Below are 25460 nucleotides of genomic sequence, written 5' to 3'. Positions count from 1 at the left end.
CGGGACGGCGAACCGGTTTGAGGATCCTAGCTCACTGTTACCTATACTCACAATGAGCCTGGTCCTGATATTGTTCCCCCATGACCACCCCCACCCCCGCCCCCGACGCGGACGGCCTGCTGGCCGAGCAGCTGCTGCGGCTCACCCGCCGGCTCCACCGCATCCAGAAGCGGCATCTGGAGCCGGTCGGCATCACGCCCGCGCAGTCCCGGCTGCTGCGCGTCGTCGCGCACTTCGACGGGGCCCCGCGGATGGCCGATCTCGCCGCCCGGCTGGAGGTCGTGCCACGTGCCGTCACCACCCTGGTCGACGGACTCGAGGCGGGCGGCCGGGTCCGGCGCGTACCGGATCCGACCAACCGCCGGGTGGTGCGCATCGAGCTGACCGAGAGCGGCCGCGCCACCCTCGGGGAGCTGCGCAGCGCGCGCCGGGCCGCCGCGGAGGACATCCTGGCTCCACTGACCGGCGACCAGCGCGAGGTGCTCGGAGGGCTGCTGTCAGCTCTGGTCGACGGAGGGCCCGAGGCACGCTGCTAGGGCGCGTATCGAGTCGTGATCAATTTACGGGATGTGCCTTCGTGGCACGGTCCGGTCCGATAGACGGTCTTACGTGACGCGAGTGCAACCGACCGATCCGGATTGGGAGTTCATCGAGCCGTACCTGCCGATCGGCGAGTACGGCCCGTACCCCGAGCGACTGCGGCAGCAGTTCGAGGGCGTGATCTGGCGGTTCAAGACGGGCGGGCAGTGGCGGGAGATGCCGACGGAGTTCGGCGCCTGGTCGACCGTCCACAACCGCTTCCGCAGTGGCGTGACGGGCGGGCAGGAGTTGAGTCAACGGTCAACCAGCCGTGGACGCGGGGCCTCACCCGTGGATTCCGCGTCGGTGTCGTCGGTGCCGACCGGGCCGCGGGGAAGCATCCGGTCCAGCCACTTCGGCAGCCACCAGTTGGTCCGGCCGAGGAGTGTCATGGTCGCCGGTACCAGCACCATGCGTACGACCGTGGCGTCGATGAAGATCGCGGTGGCCAGGCCGAGCCCGAACATTTTGGTGGAGGGGTCCTCGGCGACGGCGAAGGACAGGAAGACCGCCACCATGATGAGGGCGGCCGAGGTGATGATCCGGGCGGTGCCCGAGACGCCCTCAACGATCGCCGTGCCGTTGTCGCCGGTGCGCAGGTACTCCTCGCGTACGCGGGAGAGGAGGAACACCTCGTAGTCCATCGACAGGCCGAACAGGATGGCGAAGAGGAACATCGGGATGAACGACACGATCGGAACCGTCGCTTCCAGCCCGATGAGTGCGCCTCCCCAGCCCCACTGGAAGACCGCGACCATGATGCCGTAGGCCGCGCCGATGCTCAGCAGATTCAGCAGTACCGCCTTGAGCGGTACGAGTATCGAGCGGAAGACCAGCATCAGCAGCAGGAACGACATCGCCAGCACGGCGGCGACGAACACCGGCAGGCGTTGGCTGGTGCGTTGGCCCACATCGGACAGGCTCGCGGCGGCGCCGCCGACGTGGGCCCTGGCCGGGCCGTGCCCGATCGCCGTGGGCAGCACGTCGGTGCGCAGCCGGGCGATGGTGTCGGCCGTGGCCTTGTCCTGAGGGCTGGTGGCCGGGAACACCACGAGGGTCGCGATGCCGGTGGCCCGATCGATGTGCGTCGGCGCGACGGATGCGATGCCCGGATCCGCCGCGACCGCCCCGACGAGTCGGTCCAGCACTCCCGGATCACCGGCGGGGTCCGCGGCGATGACGAGGGGACCGTTGGTGCCCGGGCCGAACCCCTCGGCGACGAGGTCGTAGGCCCGGCGCTCGGTACGGCTGTGGGGCAGTGAGCCGTCGTCGGGCAGACCGACGCGCAGGCCGAGCACGGGCAGCGTCGCGGTCAGCAGCAGCCCCGCCGCGCCGATCGCGTACAGCACCGGGTGCCGGCTGACGTGCCCGATCCAGCGCCGCCAACCGGCGGCGGGAGCGGCGCCCGCCACCCTGTCCCGCCGCCGTGCGAGTCGGCCCGGCTTCCCGGTCTGCAGAGCCCGGCCGATCCGGCCGGCCCGGGCCAGGCGTGGGCCGGCGGCGCCGAGGAAGGCCGGCAGAAGCGTCACCGACGCGACCACCATGGTCAGAACGACGATCGAGACGGCGAGCCCGCCCACCGTCATGAACGGCACGTTCGCGACCGCCAGGCCGAGGATCGATACGACGACGACGCCGCCGGCGAAGACCACGGGCCTCCCCGCCGTGGCCACGGCTCGCCCCGCCGCCTCGTGGGGATCGAGCCCGCGCGCGAGGTACTCCCGGTGCCTGGCGAGCACGAACAGCGCGTAGTCGATGCCCACTCCGAGCCCGACCATGCTGCCCAGGACGGGGGCGAAGGTCGGGACGTCCGTCACCCCCGCCAGTACCGTCATCGTGGCAACTCCGATGGTCAGCCCGAAGACCGCCATGCCGATCGGCAGCGCGGCGGCGACGAGCGAACCGAACGCCAGGAACAGGATCGCGGCCGCGGCGAGGAGGCCGATCAGCTCGCTTGCGCCGCCGTCGGGGTCGGAGAAGACGTAGAAGAGGTTCCCGCCCATCTCGATGCGCAGCGGCAGCTCGGCGCGCAGCCGGTCGCCGAGATCGACGAGGGCGTCGAGGTCTTCGGCCGACAGCCGGCTCTGGTCGGGGTACTGCACCCGGACGACCGCGATCCGCCCGTCGGCCGAAACGAGGCCGCCGCGCACGGCGGTGTCCCCGCCCGCGTCGAGCGCCCCCGCCGGGTCGCTCGTGCCGAGCACGTGCGGCAGCCGCTTCACCTCGGTCTGCAGCCGCGTGAGAGCGGTGCGCGCGCTGCCGTGGTCGAAGAACGTCGCGCCGCCGTCGAGGGGGGTGACGACCACTTGGGCGGTCATCCCCTCCTGGCCGGTGCCGGCCCGCTCGATCAGTTCCGCGGCCCGTCGGGAGTCCAGTCCCGGAGCGGTCATCGAGTCCGCGGTCCGCCCGCCGAAGGCGACGGCGGCGAGGACGGCGAGCGTGGCGGCGATCAGCCATGCCGCGATCACCCGCCAGGGATGGCGGGCGGCGCTTGCGCCCAGGCGCAACAGGGCTTTCGAGAGCATCGGGTCCTCCAACCACCTCGTCGGCCGTCCTTGTACGGCCGCCGATGCCGAGGCTCGTCGCCACGGCGCTCCGCGGCATCGGCCCGCGGGCCGCGGATCCGTCGGCCCCGGGGCGGAGTGACGACCCGTCCTTTCGGCCGATGCGCGGCACGCCGCGGTCCCTAGGCTGAGAACCGTGCTCCGAGACGACCTGCGAACCCTGTGGACCGAACCCCGGCCGCCCGACGCGCCCGCCCGGGTGTGGCGGGACTGGGCGCTGCTCGCCGCGGGCCTCGCCGGTGTGGCGCTGGAGGCCACCCTGCGCGAGAACGTCGTGTGGCGGCCGGTGGCGGTGGTGTTCGCCGTATGGCTGTGCCTGCTGCCCCTGTGGCGCCGGACCCGCCCGCTGGCGATGGTGACGCTGGCGTTCGGCTCGGTGACCCTGCTTCCGGTGGCCTCGCTCGTCGCCGCACCGCGCGAGCCCGTCGGCCTGTACACCGGCGCGGTCGTGCTCGTGCTGGTGTACGCGCTGCCCCGGTGGGGATCGGGACGCGAGATCGTGCTGGGCGGCGCGGTGATCCTCGCGGTCGGCGCGCTGTGTGTCGTCACGGACGAGACCCCGGTCGTCGAAAAGGTCGTGGGCCTCGTCTTCCTGCTGCTGCCCGGCGTGGTCGGGGCTGCCGTGCGGTTCCGGGTGACCGCTCGCGAGCGGCAGTTGGAGCAGGTGCGCTCCCGCGAGCGCGAGCAGCTCGCCCGGGAACTGCACGACACGGTGGCCCACCACGTGTCGGCCATGGTGATCATCGCCCAGGCGGGCCGGGTGCTCGCGGGCACCGACCCGTCCGCCGCCGTCGAGGCGCTGGCGGGGGTCGAGGAGGAAGGAGCGCGCACGCTGGAGGAAATGCGCGCCATGGTCGCCGCGCTGCGCGACCGCGGGGTCGGCGCCGAGCTGGCGCCCCCTGCCGGAGTCGCGGATCTGGAGCGCCTGGTGCGCACCCCGGGTGGTCGCCTCAGGGTCGACCTGGGGCTCGACGGCGAACTGGACGCGCTGCCCCCGGCCGTGGACGCGGCCGTCTACCGGATCGTGCAGGAGTCGGTGACCAACGCGCTGCGCCATGCGGTCGACGCGACCGAGCTCGTCGTTCGGGTCGCCGCGGAACGGCACACGGTACGGGTGAGCGTGCGCGACAACGGCCGGCGCACCGGCCGGGGTCGCGACGGATACGGACTTACCGGACTGCGCGAGCGCGCGACCCTGCTCGGCGGCACACTACGAGCCGGCCCGGGTACCGACCGGGGCTGGCATGTCGACGCCGAACTGCCGAGAGCGAGGAGCGAGAGCGGTGTCCATTCGCGTCCTCGTCGCTGACGACCAGACGATCATCCGCACCGGGTTGCGGATCATGCTGAACGCCCAGCCCGGCATCGAGGTGGTCGGCGAGGCCGCCGACGGGCGGGAAGCGGTACGTCTGGCCCGCGAACTACGCCCCGACGTCTGCCTGTTCGACATCCGCATGCCCGTACTCGACGGGCTCGAGGCCACCCGGCTGGTCGCCGGCCCGGGCGTCGCCGACCCGCTGGCCGTGGTCGTCATCACCACGTTCGACCTCGACGAGTACGTCTACGGCTCACTGCGTGCCGGCGCCCGCGGATTCCTCCTCAAGGACACGGGACCGGACCTTCTGGCGCAGGCCGTACGGTCGGCGTCCGACGGTGAGGCGCTCATCGCGCCCAGCGTCACCGTCCGTCTGCTCCAGGCGTTCGCGGACCTGCCCGCCGGCCGGCCCGCGGCCCAGCCGGTCTCCCCCGTCACCGCCCGCGAGGAGCAGGTGCTCCTCGCCGTCGCTCGCGGGCTGACCAACACCGAGATCGCCGATGCACTGCACATCAGCCTCAGCACGGTGAAGACGCATCTGGCCAGCCTGATGGCCAAACTCGGCGCCCGCAACCGGGTCGAGATCGCGATGTGGGCCTACGAAACGCGCCGTATCCTCCCCGGAACCTGAGCCGGGTGCCGGGCCATGTCCCATGAGTCCCCGCCCGGACATCAGTGCACCGGTCGGCACGTCGGCTCCACGTGCCTCACCCGCCCCAGAGCGTGACGTACCAGGAGGCCGGAACTGGGACGGTGAGACACCCGATACGACAAGACTCCCGACAGCTACCTCGCCAGTCTCCACCTGCACGCCTCGATGATCTGGATCAAAGACCTCACCAGGACCACCCGATGATCACGACTCGATACGCGCCCTAGGTCCTGTCTTCAAAGTCCCGTCTGCCCGGCGACGCCTGCCCCTCAGCAGCGCCGGCGGTCCTGCGTCACCATCCCCTGGACGGTCCGCAGGCTGCGGTCGTAGCAACCGCCCGGCGCGGCCGGGCCGTACAGCCGGTAGCGTTCCGCCGTCGTGCCGACCGCATGCCGCTGATCGCGCGGAACATTCGCCGTGTACGTCGCGTCGCCCTCGTACGCGTCGTCGAGCCGCGACCACGCGATACGTGTCCCGCCGCGCAGCACCACCGTGTCGCCCCGGTCCCCGAGCGTGAGCACGGTCCGCAGCCGGTCGCCCGCGCCGAGGGTCGTCTCCCCGTCCATCGTGTACGTCCGGTCGGTACGGGTCGTGGTCCTGCCCGAGGTCACGGTCTCGTGGTCCGTCCAGGTGGCCCGGAGCGCGTCCGGGTTCTCGGCCTCGCCCCAGCGGTGCACGGAGTTGTGGGCGAGCGACCGGGTGACGGTGGTGGTGATCCGCCCGTGCGAGGTGTCCAGATGTCCGGCGACGGTCAGCCGGTGGCCGGCCTCGGTGTCCAGCCGGTTCGGCGAACCGGGTGTGTACACGGAGGAGTTGGCGAGTGCGCCCTCCTCGTGACGGGTCAGGGCGCCGGTGACGACACTGCGGCCCTCGTCCTGCCAGATCAGCACATTGGTGGGCGTGCTCCAGCCGGTCTGCCCGGCGGGCACCCCGGCGACGGACACCTCGACACGGTGCGTGCGGCCGTCGTTGAGCCGGGCGGCGAACGGCGTCAGGTCGTACTGGACGGGCTTGATGTCGAAGGCGCGCGGCCCCGGAATCACGTACCAGAGAAAGGGATTGGACCAGCCTCCGGTCCATACGGCCGGGAACGGCGCCGCGACGCCGGCGAGTTGTCCGTCGACCCTGATCTGCACCTCGCGGTACGGGCCCTCGTCCGCCTCGCAGGAGTACGGTGCCGGGTCCGGAACGGTCATGTACCAGTACTCCTCGCAACCGCCGCCCGAGCCGGTGGCGTACACCTCGGCAACGATCCGCTCGGAGTTGCGCGGCGTGGTGATGCTCGTGCCGTCGAGCGGGAGCACCCGGTCGGGGACAGCCGCGGGCCGGGTGCGGCCCTCCGCCGTGTAGAAGGTGAGGGTCACCTTGACGTCGATGACTCCGGTGTAGGTGTCGTTGACGACGTTGCCGATGAACATCTCGACCGGCTGTGCCCGGCGCAGGGTGTCGCTGTAGCGGGTGACGTCCTTTTCGACGGACCAGGTGATGCCGTCGGGCGAGGGCTGCGGAGTGGAGGTACGGAAGACCTCGACGCCGCCGACCGTGAGATGGCCGAGCCGGTCGTACTGACGGCCCTTGACGCTGCCGTCGAGCCGCAGCACCACCTTGCTCCAGGTGCCGCCACAGCCCTTGGGCGGTGTGTAGCCACCTTTGTACGGCGTGAAGTCGCGGAACTGCGCCTCGGCGAGGGTGATCTCGCAGGACGTGGTGGACGGCCGGGTGACGGGTGGCGCAGCGGTGACCGGGTCGTGCCAGTCGCTGCCGAACTCGGCCGGTGGGGTGTCCGCGGCGGCAGGGTTGGCGCCGAGCAGCGATCCGGCCGCCAGCACCACCCCCGCGATCATGGACATGATCTGTCGTCGTCTCATGCGTCGGGAGTGAAGCGTGAGGGTTGCGCGGGCGCCAGGGGCGGCGGCGGATCATGGCCTGTTCTGGGCCGTGCGACGCGAAAATCGTTTGCCGCGATCGACTGCGGAGAGCGAACCTTGCACGTCTGAGGTGCTCTTCCGAACGATCTGGGATGTCATGCAGATTCGCGATCTTCCGTATCCCGATCCCGGAGTACCGGACGCCCGGTCCGGACTCAGGTTCCTGATCTGGCTCGGGCGCAAGCAGCTCGGCGGCCAGCTCAAGTCACTCGCCTGGGGCATGCTGCACTTCGTCTCCGTCATGGTCCTTCCGTACGGCGTAGGACTCGCCGTCCAGGCGGTCGTCGAGCGCTCGGGCACCGGACTCGCCCTCGCGGGCGGTTTGATCGCCCTCGCCGCGGTCGGCATCGCGGGCGGTGACACGATGCTCCACCGCACGGCGGTCACCAACTGGATCACCGCCGCGGCCCGGGTGCAGCAGCTGCTGGCGCGCAGGACCGCCGCGCTGGGCTCCGCGCTCACCCGACGGGTCGCCGCCGGTGAGGTCGTCGCGGTCTCCACCGGCGATGTCGAGAAGATCGGCTGGTTCGTGGAAGCCGTCTCGCGGTTCCTCGCGGCGGCCCTCACCATCGTCGTCGTCTGTGTGGCACTCCTGGTCTACCAGCCGGCGCTCGGCGTGCTGGTCGCGATCGGCGTCCCGGTCCTGGCGCTCGGGGTCCTGCCGCTGCTGCCCCGGGCCACCCGGCTCGCCGACGCCCAGCGGGAGAAGGCGGGCAAGGCCACCGAGCTGGCCTCCGACACCGTCGCGGGCCTGCGGGTGCTGCGCGGCATCGGCGGCGAGGAGCTGTTCCTCACCCGCTACCGGCGCGCCTCGCAGGAGGTGCGCAGGGCCGCCGTCCGCAGCGCCCGGATGTGGTCGCTGATCACGGCGCTACAGGTGCTGCTGCCGGGTCTGCTGCTCATCGCCGTGGTCTGGTACGGCATCGGGCTCGTCCGCGACGGCCGGATCGAGGTCGGTGAACTGGTCACCGTGTACAGCGCGGTGATGCTCCTGACCTATCCCCTGCGGCATTTCGAGGAGATCGCGATGGCGTACTCCTTCTCCCGTCCGTCGGCGCGGCGCGCGGCGCGCGTGCTGTCGCTGGAGCGCGCGACGGGCGGGACCGTGGGCACTTCCGACGCGGTGCCCACGGGTGAGCTGTACGACCCGGCCACCGGGCTGCTGGCCCCGGCCGGGGCGCTGACCGCCGTCGTGTGCGGCGACCCGGACGCGGCGGGACGGCTCGCCGAACGGCTCGGCGGCCACCCAGCGGAGCCGGAGGGGCTGCCGTCCGTGCTGCTCGGCGGGGTGGCGCTGGAGGAGCTGCCGCTGGACGCCGCGCGGGCCGCGGTGCTGGTCCAGGACAAGGACCCGGTGCTGCTGTCGGGGAGCCTCAGGGAGCTGCTCGACGTGCCCGCCTCAGGTGCGGTACCGGCGGAGGCGGCGCTGGCCGCGGCCGAGTGCGGCGATGTGCTCGACGCGCTGGCGCAGGCCTCCCTGGACGGGGACCCGATGGGCGCGACCGTCACCGAGCGCGGCCGCTCGCTCTCCGGTGGGCAGCGGCAGCGGCTGGCCCTGGCCCGGTCGCTGGTCGCGGACCCGGAAGTGCTGGTGCTCGACGAGCCGACGTCGGCCGTCGACTCGCACACGGAGGCACGGATCGCCGACGGTGTGCGGGCGTTGCGCACAGGACGGACGACCGTCGTGTTCACGTCCTCGCCCTTGCTGCTCGACCGCGCGGACCGGGTCGTCCTGGTCCACGAGGGCACGGTCGCGGCGGTCGGGGTGCACCGCGAGCTGCTGCACGAGGAGCCGCGCTACCGGGCGGTGGTGACCCGCGAGACGGAGGCGGAGCAGCTCGCCCTGAGCCAGGGGCTCGGCGAAGCCGAGCTCGAAACCATCGAATCCATCGAAACCATCGAGTCCATCGACATCGAGGAGACGGCATGATCGGCGTGGTGCCGCCGGAATACGACCCGGCGGCCCCCCGGACGGCGACCACCCTGCCAGTGGGCACGCCGGAGACCGTACGGTCCTACGTGCGCGAGCTGCTGCGGCGGCACCGCCGCGCGTTCGTGCTGCTCATCGTCGTCAACACGGTGGCCGTCGTGGCCTCGATGGCCGGGCCGTGGCTGCTCGGCTCGCTGGTGGAGCGGGCGGCGGACGGCGCGCGCGAGCTCCATCTGGAGCGCACCGCCGCCCTGTTCGCGGTGGCGCTCGTCGTCCAGGCCGTGTTCGTACGGCTGGTGCGGCTCCGCGGGGCGATGCTCGGCGAGCGGATGCTGGCGGATCTGCGCGAGGACTTCCTCGTACGGTCGGTGGGGCTGCCGCCCGGCGTGCTGGAACGGGCCGGTACGGGCGATCTGCTGTCCCGGATCACCACGGACATCGACCGGCTGGCGAACGCGATGCGCGAGGCGGTGCCGCAGCTGACGATCGGGGTGTTCTGGATCGTGCTGCTGCTCGGCGGCCTCACCGTGACCGCGCCGCCGCTGGCGCCGGCCGTGCTGGTGGCGGTGCCGGTGCTGGTGATCGGCTGCCGCTGGTACTTCAAGCGGGCGCCGTCGGCGTACCGTTCGGAGGCCGCAGGGTACGCGGCCGTGGCCGCGGTGCTCGCCGAGACCGTCGACGCGGGGCGGACCGTGGAGGCGCACCGGCTCGGGGCGGCGCGGGTGGCGCTGTCGGACCGGCGCATCAAGGAGTGGACCGCCTGGGAGCGTTACACCCTGTGGCTGCGGTCCGTGCTCTTCCCCGTCATCAACGTCACCCACGCGACCGTGCTCGGTTCGGTGCTGATGATCGGCGGGGTCTTCGTGCTGCAGGGCTGGATCAGCATCGGGCAGCTCACCACGGGCGCGCTGATCGCGCAGATGATGGTCGACCCGGTGAACCTGATTCTGCGCTGGTACGACGAGCTCCAGGTGGCGCAGGTGTCGCTGGCCCGGCTGGTGGGCGTCCGGGAGATCGAGCCGGACGCGGGTGACGGGAAGGTGCGGCCGGAGGGTCGCGCGGTCCGCGCGGACGAGGTGCACTTCGGGTACCGCGAGGGTGTCGACGTGCTGCACCGCGTCTCCATGGACGTGCCGCCCGGCACCAGGCTGGCGCTGGTCGGCCCGTCCGGCGCGGGCAAGTCGACGCTGGGCCGGCTGCTCGCGGGAATCTACGCCCCGCGCACCGGCCGGATCACGCTCGGTGCCGCCGAGCTGTCCCGGATGCCGGCGGAGCGGGTGCGGGAGCATGTGGCGCTGGTCAACCAGGAGCACCATGTCTTCGTGGGCTCCCTGCGCGACAATCTGCTCCTCGCCCGGGCGGGGGCGGAGGACGCGGAGCTGTGGGCGGCACTGGGTGCGGTGGACGCCGACAGCTGGGCGCGGGCCCTGGACGACGGTCTGGACACCGAGGTCGGCTCGGGCGGGCTCGGCCTGACCCCGGCCCAGGCCCAGCAGATCGCCCTGGCCCGCCTGGTGCTGGCGGACCCGCACACCCTGGTCCTGGACGAGGCGACCTCGCTGCTCGATCCGCGCGCGGCCCGCCACCTGGAACGCTCGCTGGCTCGCGTCCTCGACGGCCGTACGGTCGTCGCGATCGCCCACCGGCTGCACACGGCGCACGACGCGGACGTGATCGCGGTCGTCGAGAACGGACGGATCAGCGAACTGGGCAGCCACGGCGAGCTGGTGGCGGCGGACGGGGCGTACGCGGCGCTCTGGCGCTCCTGGCACGGCTAGGCCCTGTCCGGGCGATCTTGTCGGGGCCGCGACGCTCCCCCAGAGCTTCGCCTGGGTGGGGGTGCCCCCGGCGGAGCCAGGGGGAGTACCCCCAGCTGCGGCACCTCGCTGCGTTGTCGGAGTCGCCCAAGTACATCCAGTACGAGGGCGATCTCCCCCAGCTACCGCTGGGAGGTGCCCCCCACCGCCTTGCGATGCGTCCCCTCGGCCCTCCGGGCCTGGGGAGACCCCATGCATCTGACGCCGCGGCCTGGTCCTCGAAGATCGCCCGGACAGGACCTAGTGCCGCGACCGGCAAAGCTTGCCGGGAGGGGCACTGGTTTCTCCGCCGACGGGATGCGGCGCGGGACGGGGTGGGACGGGGTGGGGAACAGGCGTCAGGCCGATGGCGGGTCGGTGCCGGGCCGGCGGGAGATCCAGGCGCGGAGGGGAATGGCGGCCAGCCAGCAGAGCTGGGCGACTTGCGGTGAGACGAGGGTGAGGGGGACCGAGGCGGCGAAGACGGCCACCATCACCAGGCCCTCCAGGACGCCCATACGCAGGCTCTCACGCGGAACACCCGGTTCGACCAGGTCCGGCCGGAAGAGGAGCCGCAGCGCCATGGCGGTGATCAGGGCCGAGGCGAGGGCGATCGTTCCCGCGTAGACCCCCGTCCCCAGAGCGGTGTCGGCGTACTCACTGATCAGCCGGGTCGGGAACGGCAGCCCCGCGATCACGGCCAGCAACGCCAGATACAGATAGACCAGCCAGGAGTCGAGCCGGACGACCCGGAAGAACAGGGCGTGCTGGCCCAGCCACAGCACCCCGATGACGACGAAGCTCAGCAGGAACGCGCCCACGTCGGCGAGGGTCTTGTGGAGCGCGCCGCCGAGATCCGCGGCGGCCAGACCATCGGGCACATTGATGTCGAGGGCGAGCAGGGTGATCGCGATGGCGAAGACCGCGTCCCCGAAGGCGAGCAGCCGCTCCCGCCCGATGACCGTACCGGCGTCCTCGGCTCCCCGCTCACGTCCCGCTGCGCTCACGGCCGGGACGCTACCCGGCGGCGCCGGAGCGGGCATCCGGCGCTGCGCCGAACGCCGGACACCCGACACCCGACACCCGACACCCGACACCCGAGAGCTGACACCGGACGGCGGCCGGAAGCACCGGGCGACCGGCCCGATGCACCGGGCGACCGGCCGGTCTCAGATCACGTTCAGCGCCGCCGCGCCTCCGACGCCTCCCAGCAGCATGAACACCGGCATCAGCACCTTCAGCTCCACCCAGCTCCCGGCCCGGAAGCGCATGCCCTTCGGCGGGCCCACCGGGTACCACCGCTTGTTGCCGACCGGGATCGGCCAGAGGATCGGGCAGCCCGACACGGTCAGCGCGTCCCCGATGTCATGGACCAGGGCTCCGAGGACGACCGGCAGGCCGAGCCAGAGGTACTCCTGGCCGGGGCCGGTGAAGAGCCAGTCCGCACCGCTGCCCGGTTTGTCCAGAACGCCGGCCAGGATCCACGCGCTGGTCGCGCCGAGCAGCCACACCAGCACATCGCTGGAGACCCTGGCCGCCCGCCACAGCAGCCCTTCCACGGCCAGCACCAGATGAACGAAGAGGATCGCGAGGACGGCCCAGCGCCCCCCGGTCATCGCCAGTACCGACGTGCCCGCACCTATGAGTACGGCCCACAGCCAGGTGTGCGTGAGCGTGCGGTGACCGCCCGTCCTGCGCTTGTCGCCCGGTTTCTTCGTCGCTTTGTAGACCGCGTACGAGAGCTTGTCGACCACCTCGCACAGGCCGCGTGAGACCGGCCCGAAGGCCCGCGAGATCGTCGCCGCCTTGTGGTCGAGGTCGGGCGCGAGCGCCGCACCCGCGCAGATCAGCGCGCCGACGACGAGAACGGGCCACGGCATCGGATGGTCCGCCGCGGCCGCCGCCGCTCCCACCCCCAGCCAGGCTGCCGCCCCGGACAGGGAGTGTGCCGGTCCCATCATGCTGTTCCCGCCCCATTTGTGTTGTCGTTGTGCTCAGTTGACGGGACAGGGTACCGGTCACGATCTTCGTCCCGGCGGCCGGTTCCCGCATCGGGACCGAAGCCAGGCAAGATGGGGGCGTGACCCTTATCGATCAGCTGCCGCCGGATGCCGACCCCGATGCCCTCTTCGAAGCCTTCTCGTCATGGGCCGAGGACCGGGGCATCTCGCTCTACCCGGCCCAGGAGGAGGCGCTGATTGAGGTGGTCTCCGGGGCCAATGTGATCCTCTCCACCCCCACGGGCTCGGGAAAGAGCCTGGTCGCGGCGGGTGCGCACTTCGCGGCGCTGGCCCGGGACGAGGTCACCTTCTACACCGCGCCGATCAAGGCGCTGGTCTCGGAGAAGTTCTTCGACCTCTGCAAGCTCTTCGGCACCGAGAACGTCGGCATGCTCACCGGCGACGCGTCGGTGAACGCGGACGCGCCGGTCATCTGCTGCACCGCCGAGGTGCTGGCGTCGATCGCGCTGCGTGACGGCAAGGACGCGGACATCGGCCAGGTCGTGATGGACGAGTTCCACTTCTACGCCGAGGGCGACCGCGGCTGGGCCTGGCAGATCCCGCTCCTCGAACTTCCCCAGGCGCAGTTCGTGCTGATGTCGGCGACGCTCGGCGACGTCTCGATGTTCGAGAAGGACCTGACCCGGCGCACGGGCCGGGACACCGCCGTGGTGCGCTCGGCGACCCGTCCGGTGCCGCTCTCGTACGAGTACCGGACGACCCCGATCACCGAGACGCTGACCGAGCTCCTGGAGACCAGGCAGGCGCCCGTCTACATCGTGCACTTCACGCAGGCCCAGGCGGTCGAGCGGGCGCAGTCGCTGATGAGCATCAACATGTGCACGCGCGAGGAGAAGGACCAGATCGCCGAACTGATCGGCAACTTCCGGTTCACCACCAAGTTCGGGCGCAATCTGTCCCGCTACGTACGCCACGGCATCGGCGTCCACCACGCCGGCATGCTGCCCAAGTACCGGCGCCTCGTCGAGAAGCTCGCCCAGGCCGGTCTGCTGAAGGTCATCTGCGGTACGGACACGCTCGGCGTCGGCGTCAACGTCCCCATCCGTACGGTGCTGTTCACCGCGCTCACCAAGTACGACGGCAACCGTGTCCGTACGCTCCGCTCCCGCGAGTTCCACCAGATCGCGGGCCGCGCCGGCCGGGCCGGCTTCGACACCGCCGGATTCGTCGTCGCCCAGGCGCCCGAGCACGTCATCGAGAACGAGAAGGCGCTCGCCAAGGCGGGCGACGACCCGAAGAAGAAGCGAAAGGTGGTCCGCAAGAAGGCACCCGAGGGCTTCGTCGCGTGGTCCCAGAACTCCTTCGAGAAGCTCATCGCCTCCGACCCCGAGCCGCTGACCTCCCGCTTCAAGGTCTCCCACGCCATGCTGCTCTCGGTGATCGCCCGCCCGGGCAATGCCTTCGACGCCATGCGCAAGCTGCTGGAGGACAACCACGAGCCGCGCAAGCAGCAGCTCAGGCACATCCGCCGGGCGATCGCGATCTACCGCTCGCTGCTCGACGGCGGCATCGTGGAGCGCCTCGACACTCCGGACGCCCAGGGCCGGATCGTCCGGCTCACCGTCGACTTCCAGCAGGACTTCGCACTGAACCAGGCGCTGTCCACCTTCGCGCTCGCGGCCTTCGATCTGCTGGACCCCGAATCGCCGTCGTACGCCCTCGACATGGTCTCCGTCGTCGAGTCGACCCTGGACGATCCGCGCCAGATCCTCGCCGCCCAGCAGAACAAGGCGCGCGGCGAAGCGGTCGGCGCGATGAAGGCGGACGGCGTCGAGTACGAGGAGCGGATGGAGCGGCTCCAGGACATCTCCTACCCGAAGCCGCTCGAAGAGCTGCTGTGGCAGGCGTACAACGTCTACCGGAAGTCGCACCCGTGGGTCGGCGATCACCCCGTCTCGCCGAAGTCCGTCATCCGTGACATGTACGAACGGGCGCTGTCCTTCACGGAGTTCACGTCCTACTACGAGCTGGCGCGCACCGAGGGCATCGTGCTGCGCTATCTCGCGAGCGCGTACAAGGCCCTCGACCACACCATCCCGGACGATCTGAAGACCGAGGACCTGGAGGATCTGATCGCCTGGCTCGGCGAGATGGTCCGACAGGTGGACTCCAGCCTGCTGGACGAGTGGGAGCAGCTGGCGAACCCCGAGGTGGAGACGGCCGAGGAGGCCCAGGAGAAGGCCGACCAGGTCAAGCCGGTCACCGCGAACCCCCGGGCTTTCCGGGTGCTGGTGCGGAACGCGATGTTCCGGCGGGTGGAGCTGGCGGCGCTCGACCAGGTCGCCGAGCTGGGCGAGCTGGACGCCGAGTCCGGCTGGGACGAAGACGCCTGGGGCGAGGCGATGGACGCGTACTGGGACGAGTACGACGACCTGGGCACCGGGCCGGACGCCCGCGGGCCGAAGCTGCTGTCCATCGAGGAGGACCCCGCGCACGGCCTGTGGCGGGTCCGGCAGACGTTCGCCGACCCCAACGGCGATCACGACTGGGGCATCAGCGCGGAGGTCGATCTGGCGGCTTCCGACGAAGAGGGCCGGGCCGTGGTCCGGGTCACGTCCGTCGGCCAGCTATAAGTTGGCCGTTCTCACTACCTGGAGTTCCGCTCACGTGACGAGGACCCTGACATGACCAACCCCGCCGAGCGTCTGGTCGATCTGCTCGATCTGGAGCAGATCGAGGTGAACATCTTCCGCGGACTCAGCCCCAACGAGTCCTTGCAGCGCGTCTTCGGCGGGCAGGTCGCCGGACAGGCCCTCGTCGCGGCGGGCAGGACCACCGACGGCCAACGCCCGGTCCACTCGCTGCACGCCTACTTCCTGCGTCCGGGCATTCCCGGTGTGCCGATCGTCTACCAGGTGGAACGGGTCAGGGACGGCCGATCGTTCACCACCCGCCGGGTCACCGCAGTGCAGCAGGGCCGCACGATCTTCAACCTGACGGCGTCCTTCCACCAGCCGGAGGAGGCCGGCTTCGAGCACCAGCTGCCGCCGCGGCTTGACTTCCCGGACCCGGAGACGCTGCCGAGCGTCAGCGACGAGGTCCGTGAGCATCTGGGTGCGCTGCCGGAGGCACTGGAGCGGATGGCCCGCCGCCAGCCCTTCGACATCCGCTACGTGGACCGGCTCCGCTGGACCAAGGAGGAGATCACGGACGCGGACCCGCGCAGCGCGGTGTGGATGCGCGCGGTCGGCCCGCTCGGCGACGATCCACTGGTGCACACGTGCGCGCTGACGTACGCGTCCGACATGACACTGCTGGACGCGGTCCGCATCCCGGTGGAGCCGCTGTGGGGGCCGCGCGGCTTCGACATGGCGTCCCTGGACCACGCGATGTGGTTCCACCGGCCGTTCAGGGCGGACGAATGGTTTCTGTACGACCAGGAGTCCCCGGTCGCCACAGGCGGCCGGGGACTGGCGCGCGGCCGGATCTACGACCGGCAGGGCCGGTTGCTCGTCTCGGTCGTGCAGGAGGGGCTGTTCCGCAGGCTGGGCGACTGACCGTCGCCCGGCGCGCGTTACTTCTTCACGGGGTCCAGGCAGAGGACGAACTTCTCGGCGTCCCACTCCTGCGCGAGCGCGGCCTCGCCGACGGTGCAGGAGTTGACGTCGAAGGTGTTCTCGATGACCTTGACGACCTTGTAGTTGGCGTCCTTGTCGTCGCACTTCTTGGTCTCGACGTCAGGGTTGTTCTCGGCGCCGGTGACCTGGACGCAGTCGCCGACCTCGGCGCGCACCGGGGAGTTGAAGACGTAGCCGATGCCAAGCTTCACCACCACCGCGACGACGATGAGGACAACGACGCTGAGAAACTTCTTGAGCTTGCTCTTCTTGGCAGGCTCGGGCGCGGGGACAGGCACGGGCTGACCCTGCGGGAACTGCGGGTCCTGCGGGGCGGCGGGGGGCGTCGGAGCGCTCATCGGCGGTCTTCTCTCGGGGTCGCATGCTGATCGAACGCGCGCACGCTACACGAAGAATAAGAAGCACATAAACACGAGGTATGAAGGAGTCCAAGATGTCCCTGTATGGCATCCCATTGCGCACCCTGAGCGGCGCCGAGGCGTCACTCGCCGACCATCGCGGCAAGGCCGTGCTCGTGGTGAACGTGGCTTCCCGCTGCGGCCTGACGCCGCAGTACGAGGGTCTGGAGCGACTGCAGAAGAGCTACGGCGACCGGGGCTTCACCGTGCTCGGCGTGCCCTGCAACCAGTTCGCCGGACAGGAGCCGGGCAGCGCCGACGAGATCGCCTCGTTCTGCTCGGCGACCTACGGGGTGACCTTCCCACTGCTGGAGAAGGCGGACGTGAACGGCGACCACCGGCATCCGCTCTATACCGAGTTGACCCGGTTTGCCGATGCGGAAGGGGAGGCCGGAGACATCCAGTGGAACTTCGAGAAGTTCCTGATCTCGCCGGACGGTGAGGTGGTGGCCCGGTTCCGGCCGCGCGTCGAGCCGGAGGCCGCGGAGATCGTCACGGCCATCGAGGCCCAGCTGCCGGCCTGATCCGTCGCACGGACGCCGGAGGGCGCCGCCCGGTCGCGGGCGACGCCCTCAGGTGCGTCGTAGGTCCTGTCCGAACGACAGGCCGACGCGACAGGGCAAAGCTTGCCGGGAGGGGTACTAGGTCAGCGGATCGGCATGCCCGACAGCGTGCGGGCGATCACCAGGCGCTGGATCTCGCTCGTGCCCTCGAAGATCGTGTAGATCGCGGCGTCGCGGTGCATGCGCTCCACGGGATACTCGCGGGTGAAGCCGTTGCCGCCGAGGATCTGGACCGCCTGCGCGGTGACCTTCTTGGCCACCTCACTGGCGAAGAGCTTGGACATCGAGCCCTCGGCCGAGGTGAAGGGCTTGCCGGCCACCGCCATCCAGGAGGCGCGCCACACCAGCAGCCGGGCCGCGTCGATCTGGGTGCGCATGTCGGCGAGCTGGAAGGCGACGCCCTGGTTGTCGATGATCGGGCGGCCGAACTGCTCGCGGCTCCGGGCGTACTCGAGCGCGTAGTCGTACGCGGCGCGGGCGGTGCCGACCGCCATGGCGCCGACGGCCGGGCGGGAGGCCTCGAAGGTGGCCATCGCGGCGTTCTTGACCCTCCCCCAGCCTTCGGCCGGGGGGACCCCCACGCCGCCGCCGGCCCTCGCTCGCTCGCGGGCGCGGGCGAGGCGCTCGTCGAGCTTCTCCTTGCCGCCGAGCAGGCAGGAGCCGGGGACGCGGACGTTCTCCAGGACCACCTCGGCGGTGTGCGAGGCGCGGATGCCGTGCTTCTTGAACTTCTGCCCCTGGGAGAGGCCGAGGGTGTTCGGCGGCACGATGAAGGATGCGTGGCCCTTCGTGCCCAGCTCCGGGTCGACCACGGCGACGACGACGTGGACGTTGGCGATACCGCCGTTCGTCGCCCACGTCTTCGTACCGTTGAGGACCCACTCGTCCTTGGCCTCGTCGTAGACGGCGCGGGTGCGCATCGCACCGACGTCGGAGCCGGCGTCGGGCTCGGAGGAGCAGAAGGCGGCCACCTTGACGTCGTCGACGTCGCCGTACATCTGCGGGATCCAGGTGCCGATCTGCTCCTCGGTGCCGTTGGCGAGGACACCGACGGCGGCGAGGCCGGTGCCGACGATCGAGAGGGCGATGCCCGCGTCACCCCAGAAGAGCTCCTCCATGGCCATCGGGATGCCGAGGCCGGTGGGGTCGAAGAACTGCTGGGCGTAGAAGTCGAGGGAGTAGATGCCCACCTTGGCGGCTTCCTGGATGACCGGCCAGGGTGTCTCCTCACGCTCGTCCCATTCGGCGGCGGCCGGGCGGATCACGTCCCTGGCGAAGCCGTGGAGCCAGTCACGGACCTGCTTCTGGTCGTCGTTGAGATCGAGCGCGAACTCGGTCATGTCCCCTCCTGATGTGCACCCACCCGCACGTTACTAGCGGTAACCGCAGTCTGTTACCAGCGGGTAGAGGCTGTCAACCGGCACCCTCGCGATCGGCGGCGGGTCCCTGCGGAGTGTTACGTTTCGCATGCCTCACGGATTTCGCACGGGCGGGGAGAACGCTATGGAGACCACGACTCAGCAGACCGACCAGCAGCGGTCGGCCGACCAGCGGCGGCGGGAGCTGCTCGAAGCCGCGGACCGCGTGGTGCTCCGGGACGGACCGAAAGCCTCCATGAACGCCATCGCCGCCGAGGCCGGGATCACCAAGCCGATCCTCTACCGGCACTTCGGCGACAAGAGCGGGCTCTACCGGGCACTCGCCAAGCGCCACACCGACGGCCTGCTGGCCGCACTGCGCACGGCGATCGACGCGAGCTCCGACCGGCGGGAGCGGGTCGAGCACACCCTCGACACGTATCTCGCCGCGATCGAGGCCCGCCCGCAGGTCTACCGTTTCCTGATGCACCCCGCCGAGGACTCCCACCAGTCCGAGCAGGGCTTCGACGTCGGCCTGCACTCCGCGCCGCTGCTGCGCAGGCTCGGCGAAGAGCTCGCGAAGGTCATCGCCGAGCGGGTCGAGCTCGGGCCCGGCGGCGACGATCTGGCCCGGATCTGGGGCCACGGCATCGTCGGCATGATGCACGGGGCGGGTGACTGGTGGCTGGGCGAACGCCCGTGCTCGCGGCAGCAGTTGGTGAGCAGCCTCGCGGATCTGCTGTGGGGCCGCCTGGCCGCGGCGGCCGACCTCGAGGGCGGCCCGGGGTTCTGACGCCGGGGCTCCGCCCCGGACCCGCTCACTTGGGCGCCCGGCACCGTTCCGTGAACCGGCGCGCCCGTCCTCAACCGCCGGACGGGCTCGGAAAGAGGCCCGTCCGGGGCCCCGGGCGAAGCTCCGGGGGAGATCGAGAGACGGCTCAGGGCCGCACGGGGTCCCGGGGCTCACACCTGGTTACGCGGACCGGCGCGACCACGGCGCACGGCGCACCGCCCGCAGGGCCCGGGCCCGGCGCCAGCCCGTGACCCGGTCCAGGTACACCCCGCCCTCCAGGTGGTCGCACTCGTGCTGGAGGCACCGGGCGAAGAAGCCCGTCCCGTCCACGCGCACCGGCTCACCGGTCATCGTCACGCCTTCGACCACCGCGTGGTCGCAGCGCGGCGTACCCGCCTCGATGCCGGGCAGCGACAGACAGCCCTCCGGACCGCGCACCGTGATCCCGTCCACGCCGACGAGCCGCGGGTTGACCACGTGCCCGAGGTGACGGACGTCCTCGTCGTCGGGGCAGTCGTACACGAAGACCCGCAGCGGTACCCCGACCTGGTTCGCCGCGAGGCCGACGCCCTGGGCCGCGTACATGGTCGCGTACATGTCCTCGATGAGCTTCGCGAGGGACGGACCGAAGTCCGTGACGGGCTCGCAGGGCGCGTGCAGCACCGGATCTCCGAGCAGCCTCATGGCTCGTACGAGTCCGGAACTGCCGGGGATCGGACGGTTTCGCATGGCGGTAAGGGTACGTTCCGACAGCCGCCGCGATGACCTCCAGGTTTCCTCCTGGAGCCGCGGTTCGGGCCGCTGGCCGGATCTCGATAGGCTGAGCCCCGACCGACGCAAGGAGGATCAAGGACGATGGCAGGACACCCTGGCAATCCAGAGCCGCTGTCGCCGCGGGCCAAGCTGGCCGTGACGGCAGGCAAGGCCGCAGCGGCGGTGTCGCGCGCCGCCGGACGCGGCAGCGGATCGGTGATCGGCGGCCGGGTGGCGCTCAAACTCGACCCGGATCTGCTGAGTCGGCTGGCTCAGCATCTCGACGTCATTCTGGTGTCGGCGACGAACGGCAAGACCACCACCACGCGGCTCATCGCCGAGGCACTGCGCGCCAGCGGCCCGGTCGTCTCGAACGCGCTGGGCGCGAACATGCCGGCGGGCATCACCTCGGCCCTGGCCGGTGGTTCCGACGCCAAGTTCGGCGTGATAGAGGTCGATGAGAAGTATCTGGCCGGTGTCGCCCGCGACACCACGCCCAAGGCCATCGCGCTGCTCAACCTCTCCCGCGACCAGCTGGACCGCGCCGCCGAGACCCGGATGCTCGCCGAGAAGTGGCGCGAGGGCCTGTCCGGTACGAAGGCCGTCGTCATCGCCAACGCCGACGACCCGCTGATCGTCTGGGCCGCGTCCTCATCCCCCAATGTGGTGTGGGTGGCCGCCGGTCAGGAGTGGAAGGACGACGCCTGGTCCTGCCCCGCCTGCGGCGGTGTGATGCAGCGCCCCGGCGACGACTGGTTCTGCGGTGAGTGCGGCTTCCGCCGGCCCGCCGTGAGCTGGGCGCTCCACGGGGACCACGTCCTCGACCCGCACGGTTCGGCGTGGCCGATCCACCTCCAGCTGCCCGGCCGCGCCAACAAGGCGAACGCCGCGACCTCCGCCGCGGTCGCCGCGGTCTTCGGCGTACCGCCGCAGGTCGCCCTGGAACGCATGTACCAGGTGCAGGCGGTCGCCGGACGCTACGACGTGGTGTCCTTCCTCGGCCGCGACCTGCGGCTGCTGCTGGCGAAGAACCCTGCCGGCTGGCTGGAGACGTTCTCGCTGATCGACCCGCCGCCGACGCCGGTGATCCTCTCCGTCAACGCCCGTGGCGCGGACGGCACCGACACGTCCTGGCTGTGGGACGTCGACTACACGCGGCTGGCCGGCCACCCGATCTTCGTGATCGGCGACCGCAGGCTCGACCTGGCCGTGCGGCTCGAGGTCGCGGGCCTGGACTTCCGGGTCTGCGAGTCGGTCGACGAGGCCGTGCAGCTCGCCCCGCCCGGACGGATCGAGCTCATCGCCAACTACACCGCCTTCCAGGACGTACGCCGCCGCGTCGGCAACTGATCGCAGAGGAATCGAGCATGAGCGACAGCAGTCTGCGCCTGGTCTGGGTCTACCCGGACCTGCTCAGCACGTACGGAGACCAGGGCAACGCGCTGGTCGTGGAGCGCCGGGCGCGCCAGCGCGGACTCGGCGTGACCCGCGTCGACGTCCGCAGCGACCAGCCGGTGCCGACCTCCGGCGACATCTATCTCATCGGCGGCGGTGAGGACCGTCCGCAGCGGCTCGCGGCCGAGCGGCTGCGCCGTGACGGCGGCCTCAGCCGGGCCGCGTCGAACGGCGCGATCATCTTCTCGGTGTGCGCCGGGTACCAGATCCTCGGCCATGAGTTCATCAACGACCTGGGTGACCGCGAGCCGGGCCTCGGCCTGCTCGACGTCGTCTCCACCCGCGGCGAGGGCGAGCGGTGCGTCGGCGACGTACTGGCCGACATCGACCCGCGGCTCGGTCTGCCGCAGCTGACCGGCTTCGAGAACCACCAGGGCATCACCCATCTCGGCCCGGCAGCCCGCCCGTTCGCCCGCACCGTGCTCGGCAAGGGCAACGGCACGGGTGACGGCACCGAGGGCGCATACAACGACACCGTCTTCGGCACCTACATGCACGGTCCGGTGATGGCCCGCAATCCGCAGATCGCGGATCTGCTGCTGAAGCTGGCCCTCGACGTGAACGCGCTGCCGCCGACCGACGACCGGTGGTACGAGGCGCTGCGCGCCGAGCGCATCGCGGCCGCGACGCAGCCCGCCTGACGGGCCGTACACCCGGTCCCGGGGTCGTACGAATCCACGGTGTCCACTGTGCGGACATCCGGTTCGGTTCCCGCCGCCCGGCGCCGGTAGGGTGGTGGGGATCGAGCCGGACGACGTGGTCCGGGAGTCGGCCCACGTTGCAAAGGTATTCGGGCTCATGCGCATTGGTGTCCTCACTTCCGGCGGCGACTGCCCCGGTCTGAACGCGGTCATCCGCTCCGTCGTGCACCGGGCCGTCGTCGACCACGGCGACGAGGTCATCGGGTTCCACGACGGCTGGAAGGGCCTGCTGGAGTGCGACTACCGCAAGCTCGACCTGGACGCGGTGGGCGGCATCCTCGCCCGCGGCGGCACGATCCTCGGCTCCTCCCGGGTGCAGCCCGCGCATCTGCGTGACGGCGTCGAGCGCGCCAAGGGGCACGTCGCCGAGCTGGGTCTGGACGTGATCATCCCGATCGGCGGCGAGGGCACGCTGAAGGCCGCCCACCTCCTCTCCGAGGCGGGTCTGCCGATCGTCGGCGTGCCGAAGACCATCGACAACGACATCGCGTCGACCGATGTGACCTTCGGTTTCGACACCGCCGTCGGAGTCGCGACGGAGGCGCTCGACCGGCTGAAGACCACCGCCGAGTCGCACCAGCGGGTGCTGATCGTCGAGGTCATGGGCCGGCACACCGGCTGGATCGCCCTCCACTCCGGCATGGCGGCCGGTGCGCACGCCATCGTCGTTCCCGAGCGCCCCTTCGACATCGACGAGTTGACCAGGCGGGTCGGAGAGCGCTTCGAGGCGGGCAAGCGGTTCGCGATCGTCGTGGTAGCCGAGGGTGCCAAGCCGCGCGAGGGGTCCATGGACTTCGACGAGGGCGGCAAGGACGTCTACGGCCACGAGCGCTTCGCCGGTGTCGCGCGGCAGCTCTCCGTCGAGCTGGAGGAGCGCCTCGGCAAGGAGGCCCGGCCGGTGATCCTCGGCCACGTGCAGCGTGGCGGTACGCCGACCGCGTACGACCGGGTGCTGGCGACCCGGTTCGGCTGGCACGCGGTGGAGGCGGCGCACCGCGGAGAGTTCGGCATGATGACGGCGCTGCGCGGCACGGACATCACGATGGTCCCACTGGCGCAGGCCGTGGAGACGCTGAAGACGGTCCCGGCGGAGCGGTACGCCGAGGCCGAGTGCGTCCTCTGATGCGGTTGCCCGGCTGACGAACCGCCCCCGGCCGCAGACGCGGCCGGGGGCGGTTCTAGTCTTGTCCGGACAACAAGCGCGAATCAGGACGCTCCAGGAGTACACAGATGGATCACAGCGGGCACGGCGAGCACGGTATGCCGATGGATCTGGCGCCGTTCACGCTGGGGCGGGGCCTGGAGCTCTCCGCGGACCCGTTCTTCCTGGTCGGCTGTCTCGCGGCGCTCGGGCTCTACGGGTGGGGCGTGGTCCGGCTGCGGCGGCGCGGCGACGGGTGGCCGGTGGGCCGGACGGTCTTCTTCGCGATCGGTGTACTGACCATCGCCCTGGTGATGTGCACCAGGCTGAACGACTACGGCATGGTCATGTTCAGCGTGCACATGGTGCAGCACATGGTCATCAGCATGCTCTCTCCGATCCTGCTGCTGCTCGGCGCGCCGGTGACGCTGGCGCTGCGCGCGCTTCCGCCGGCCGGTCGCGGCCGCAAGGGCCCGCGCGAGCTGCTGCTCGCGCTGCTGCACAGCCGCTATATGAAGATCATCACCCACCCTGCGTTCACGATCCCGATGTTCATCGCGAGCCTTTATGCGCTGTACTTCACGCCGCTCTTCGACTTCCTGATGGAGTCCAAGGCCGGGCACATCGGGATGATGGTGCACTTCCTCGCCGTGGGCCTGATCTTCTTCTGGCCGATCATGGGTGTGGACCCGGGTCCGCACCGCCCCGGCTATGTGATGCGGATGCTGGAGCTCTTCTCGGGCATGCCGTTCCACGCGTTCTTCGGCATCGCGCTGATGATGGCGTCCGAGCCGATGGTGAAGGCGTACGCGGATCCCCCGACGTCACTCGGGATCAGCGCGCTCTCCGACCAGAACGCGGCGGGCGGTATCGCCTGGGCGTTCAGCGAGATCCCGTCCGTCCTGGTCCTGATCGCTCTGGTGTTCCAGTGGTACCGCTCGGAACAGCGCCAGGCCGTCCGCAAGGACCGCGCCGCGGACCGGGACGGCGACAAGGAGCTGGAGGCGTACAACGCGTACCTCGCCTCGCTCCAGGCCCGCGGGCGGTAGGGCCTGTCCGGGGCCCCCGGCGCGCGGGAGTAGCGCGCTCCCGTAGTCAGGGGTCACGATGGCTCCACGGCCCCTGGCCATGGTCCCCCGCCGCGGCCCGGCCGGGAGGAGGGTGCGCATGTCCGGTTCCACGAAGACGATGGGTGTGCTCACTGTCGCGAGCCTGGTGGTCGTGACGGCATACACGGTGGCACTCGGCAGCAACGGCTGGCTGTGGTTCGGCTGGATCGTGCTAGGTCTGGTGACCGTCGGGATGGCGGCGTCCAAGCCCACGTGAGTGTGGGATCCACGCGCGCAAGGGCCCGGGAGTTCGGCTGGATCGGCCCCGGGGCCGGCCACTCGGCCTCTACCATGTGACCTGTTACGTGGCAGCAGTTGAGGGGGATCCATGTCGCAGCTCGTGCAACTGGAGATGCCGGACGGTCAGGTCATCTGGGCCACGGTCGACGAGCACGACGGCCCGAGCGACTCCGGCATCGGCGACCGGATCGTCGAGAAGCTGCACGGCTTCCAGGATTCCCTTCAGGTCGTCGCCTCCAATGTGCGCAGCGCCGTGGCCACGGCCCGTCCGGACGAGGTCAGCGTCGAGTTCGGACTCGAACTGGCCGTCGGCCAGGACGGCGTCATGGCGGCACTGGTGGGCGGTGGCGGCAAGGCGGCCTTCAAGGTGACGCTGAGCTGGAGCGGTCAGGGGCTGCCCGCATCGTCTCCCGCTCCTCCCGCGCCGCTGGTGCCGCCGCAGCCGGCGCAGGCCCCGCAGGTGCCCCAGGCTCCCCCGGCGCAGGGCTGAGTCCGGCACGCCTCCCGACCACTCCGAGCCGTCATGAGTCGGCCCACGCCGCTGTCGCGGCTCCAGGAGCACCTCGGAAACTGTCGCGTCCGCGTC

22 protein-coding genes and 1 pseudogene are annotated in these 25460 nt (G+C 70.9%); 16 read left to right on the top strand and 7 right to left on the bottom strand.

The window, feature by feature from the left end; genetic code table 11:
- The first annotated feature begins 80 nt into the window (after positions 1–80).
- Positions 81–536, top strand: a complete 456-nt coding sequence (locus tag ACZ6ZQ_RS24510) for a MarR family winged helix-turn-helix transcriptional regulator (protein WP_469770644.1) — start codon at positions 81–83, stop codon at positions 534–536.
- A gap of 73 nt (positions 537–609) precedes the next feature.
- Positions 610–887 (top strand): annotated as a pseudogene (locus ACZ6ZQ_RS24505) (transposase); the annotation flags it as partial.
- On the opposite strand, the gene ACZ6ZQ_RS24500 reads toward ACZ6ZQ_RS24505, so the two are convergent.
- Positions 834–3104 (bottom strand): MMPL family transporter, encoded by a 2271-nt coding sequence (locus tag ACZ6ZQ_RS24500; RefSeq protein WP_469770643.1) that lies wholly within the window; start codon positions 3102–3104, stop codon positions 834–836. The pseudogene ACZ6ZQ_RS24505 and the gene ACZ6ZQ_RS24500 overlap by 54 nt on opposite strands.
- 175 nt (positions 3105–3279) lie before the next feature.
- On the opposite strand from ACZ6ZQ_RS24500, the gene ACZ6ZQ_RS24495 reads away from it, so the two are divergent.
- On the top strand, positions 3280–4452 hold the full coding sequence (locus tag ACZ6ZQ_RS24495; RefSeq protein WP_469770642.1) for a sensor histidine kinase: 1173 nt from the start codon (positions 3280–3282) through the stop codon (positions 4450–4452).
- The gene (locus ACZ6ZQ_RS24490; RefSeq protein ID WP_147977719.1) at positions 4427–5089 is read left to right on the top strand and encodes a response regulator; all 663 of its coding nucleotides are present in this window, start codon (positions 4427–4429) and stop codon (positions 5087–5089) included. The genes ACZ6ZQ_RS24495 and ACZ6ZQ_RS24490 overlap by 26 nt, the downstream gene beginning before the upstream one ends.
- Positions 5090–5379: 290 nt before the next feature.
- On the opposite strand, the gene ACZ6ZQ_RS24485 is transcribed toward ACZ6ZQ_RS24490, so the two are convergent.
- Positions 5380–6978 (bottom strand): peptide-N4-asparagine amidase, encoded by a 1599-nt coding sequence (locus ACZ6ZQ_RS24485; protein WP_469770641.1) that lies wholly within the window; start codon positions 6976–6978, stop codon positions 5380–5382.
- A gap of 157 nt (positions 6979–7135) precedes the next feature.
- On the opposite strand from ACZ6ZQ_RS24485, the gene ACZ6ZQ_RS24480 reads away from it, so the two are divergent.
- Positions 7136–8968 (top strand): ABC transporter transmembrane domain-containing protein, encoded by a 1833-nt coding sequence (locus ACZ6ZQ_RS24480; RefSeq protein WP_469770640.1) that lies wholly within the window; start codon positions 7136–7138, stop codon positions 8966–8968.
- On the top strand, positions 8965–10746 hold the full coding sequence (locus ACZ6ZQ_RS24475) for an ABC transporter ATP-binding protein (protein WP_469770639.1): 1782 nt from the start codon (positions 8965–8967) through the stop codon (positions 10744–10746). The genes ACZ6ZQ_RS24480 and ACZ6ZQ_RS24475 overlap by 4 nt, the downstream gene beginning before the upstream one ends.
- A gap of 377 nt (positions 10747–11123) precedes the next feature.
- Here the strand turns inward: ACZ6ZQ_RS24475 and ACZ6ZQ_RS24470 are convergent, their stop codons facing one another.
- Both ACZ6ZQ_RS24470 and ACZ6ZQ_RS24465 read right to left on the bottom strand, forming a co-directional pair.
- The gene (locus ACZ6ZQ_RS24470) at positions 11124–11771 is read right to left on the bottom strand and encodes a TMEM175 family protein (RefSeq protein WP_469770638.1); all 648 of its coding nucleotides are present in this window, start codon (positions 11769–11771) and stop codon (positions 11124–11126) included.
- A 162-nt stretch (positions 11772–11933) separates the two neighbouring features.
- On the bottom strand, positions 11934–12725 hold the full coding sequence (locus tag ACZ6ZQ_RS24465) for a metal-dependent hydrolase (protein ID WP_469770637.1): 792 nt from the start codon (positions 12723–12725) through the stop codon (positions 11934–11936).
- Positions 12726–12844: 119 nt separating this feature from the next.
- Between ACZ6ZQ_RS24465 and ACZ6ZQ_RS24460 the strand changes: the two genes are divergently transcribed.
- Positions 12845–15358, top strand: coding sequence for a DEAD/DEAH box helicase (locus ACZ6ZQ_RS24460; protein WP_469770636.1), 2514 nt, complete (start codon positions 12845–12847; stop codon positions 15356–15358).
- 51 nt (positions 15359–15409) lie between these two features.
- Positions 15410–16282 carry an acyl-CoA thioesterase gene (locus tag ACZ6ZQ_RS24455; protein WP_469770635.1) on the top strand — a complete coding sequence of 291 codons (873 nt, stop codon included), beginning with the start codon at positions 15410–15412 and terminating at the stop codon, positions 16280–16282.
- Between the two features lie 17 nt (positions 16283–16299).
- On the opposite strand, the gene ACZ6ZQ_RS24450 is transcribed toward ACZ6ZQ_RS24455, so the two are convergent.
- Positions 16300–16701: an LppU/SCO3897 family protein gene (locus ACZ6ZQ_RS24450; RefSeq protein ID WP_469770634.1), complete on the bottom strand. Its 402-nt coding sequence runs from the start codon at positions 16699–16701 to the stop codon at positions 16300–16302.
- A gap of 95 nt (positions 16702–16796) precedes the next feature.
- Here ACZ6ZQ_RS24450 and ACZ6ZQ_RS24445 point away from each other — a divergent pair, with 95 nt between their 5' ends.
- On the top strand, positions 16797–17285 hold the full coding sequence (locus tag ACZ6ZQ_RS24445; protein ID WP_469770633.1) for a glutathione peroxidase: 489 nt from the start codon (positions 16797–16799) through the stop codon (positions 17283–17285).
- 122 nt (positions 17286–17407) lie between these two features.
- Here ACZ6ZQ_RS24445 and ACZ6ZQ_RS24440 read toward each other — a convergent pair whose 3' ends face one another.
- Positions 17408–18664 (bottom strand): acyl-CoA dehydrogenase family protein, encoded by a 1257-nt coding sequence (locus tag ACZ6ZQ_RS24440; protein ID WP_469770632.1) that lies wholly within the window; start codon positions 18662–18664, stop codon positions 17408–17410.
- Between the two features lie 163 nt (positions 18665–18827).
- Here ACZ6ZQ_RS24440 and ACZ6ZQ_RS24435 point away from each other — a divergent pair, with 163 nt between their 5' ends.
- A complete protein-coding gene (locus ACZ6ZQ_RS24435; protein ID WP_469770631.1) occupies positions 18828–19475 on the top strand; it encodes a TetR/AcrR family transcriptional regulator in 648 nt (215 codons plus the stop codon).
- Between the two features lie 180 nt (positions 19476–19655).
- Here the strand turns inward: ACZ6ZQ_RS24435 and def are convergent, their stop codons facing one another.
- Positions 19656–20204 (bottom strand): peptide deformylase, encoded by a 549-nt coding sequence (def, locus tag ACZ6ZQ_RS24430; protein ID WP_469770630.1) that lies wholly within the window; start codon positions 20202–20204, stop codon positions 19656–19658.
- 126 nt (positions 20205–20330) lie between these two features.
- Here def and ACZ6ZQ_RS24425 point away from each other — a divergent pair, with 126 nt between their 5' ends.
- The 6 genes from ACZ6ZQ_RS24425 to ACZ6ZQ_RS24400 all read left to right on the top strand — a co-directional run bounded on the left by ACZ6ZQ_RS24425 (position 20331) and on the right by ACZ6ZQ_RS24400 (position 25364).
- Complete coding sequence (locus ACZ6ZQ_RS24425; protein ID WP_469770629.1) at positions 20331–21578, top strand: MurT ligase domain-containing protein; 1248 nt, start codon at positions 20331–20333, stop codon at positions 21576–21578.
- A 17-nt stretch (positions 21579–21595) separates the two neighbouring features.
- The gene (locus tag ACZ6ZQ_RS24420; protein WP_469770628.1) at positions 21596–22324 is read left to right on the top strand and encodes a type 1 glutamine amidotransferase; all 729 of its coding nucleotides are present in this window, start codon (positions 21596–21598) and stop codon (positions 22322–22324) included.
- Positions 22325–22481: 157 nt separating this feature from the next.
- Complete coding sequence (locus tag ACZ6ZQ_RS24415; RefSeq protein ID WP_469770627.1) at positions 22482–23507, top strand: 6-phosphofructokinase; 1026 nt, start codon at positions 22482–22484, stop codon at positions 23505–23507.
- A gap of 107 nt (positions 23508–23614) precedes the next feature.
- Positions 23615–24574, top strand: coding sequence for a cytochrome c oxidase assembly protein (locus ACZ6ZQ_RS24410; protein ID WP_469770626.1), 960 nt, complete (start codon positions 23615–23617; stop codon positions 24572–24574).
- Positions 24575–24692: 118 nt separating this feature from the next.
- Positions 24693–24851 carry a hypothetical protein gene (locus ACZ6ZQ_RS24405; RefSeq protein WP_469770625.1) on the top strand — a complete coding sequence of 53 codons (159 nt, stop codon included), beginning with the start codon at positions 24693–24695 and terminating at the stop codon, positions 24849–24851.
- A gap of 111 nt (positions 24852–24962) precedes the next feature.
- Positions 24963–25364 carry a CU044_2847 family protein gene (locus ACZ6ZQ_RS24400; protein WP_469770624.1) on the top strand — a complete coding sequence of 134 codons (402 nt, stop codon included), beginning with the start codon at positions 24963–24965 and terminating at the stop codon, positions 25362–25364.
- Positions 25365–25460 lie beyond the last annotated feature (96 nt).

It is taken from the genome of Streptomyces sp. NPDC053673 (genome assembly GCF_055585225.1).
The sequence above is the reverse complement of the archived record's forward strand: the minus strand, read 5'-3'. Positions and strand labels throughout refer to the sequence as shown.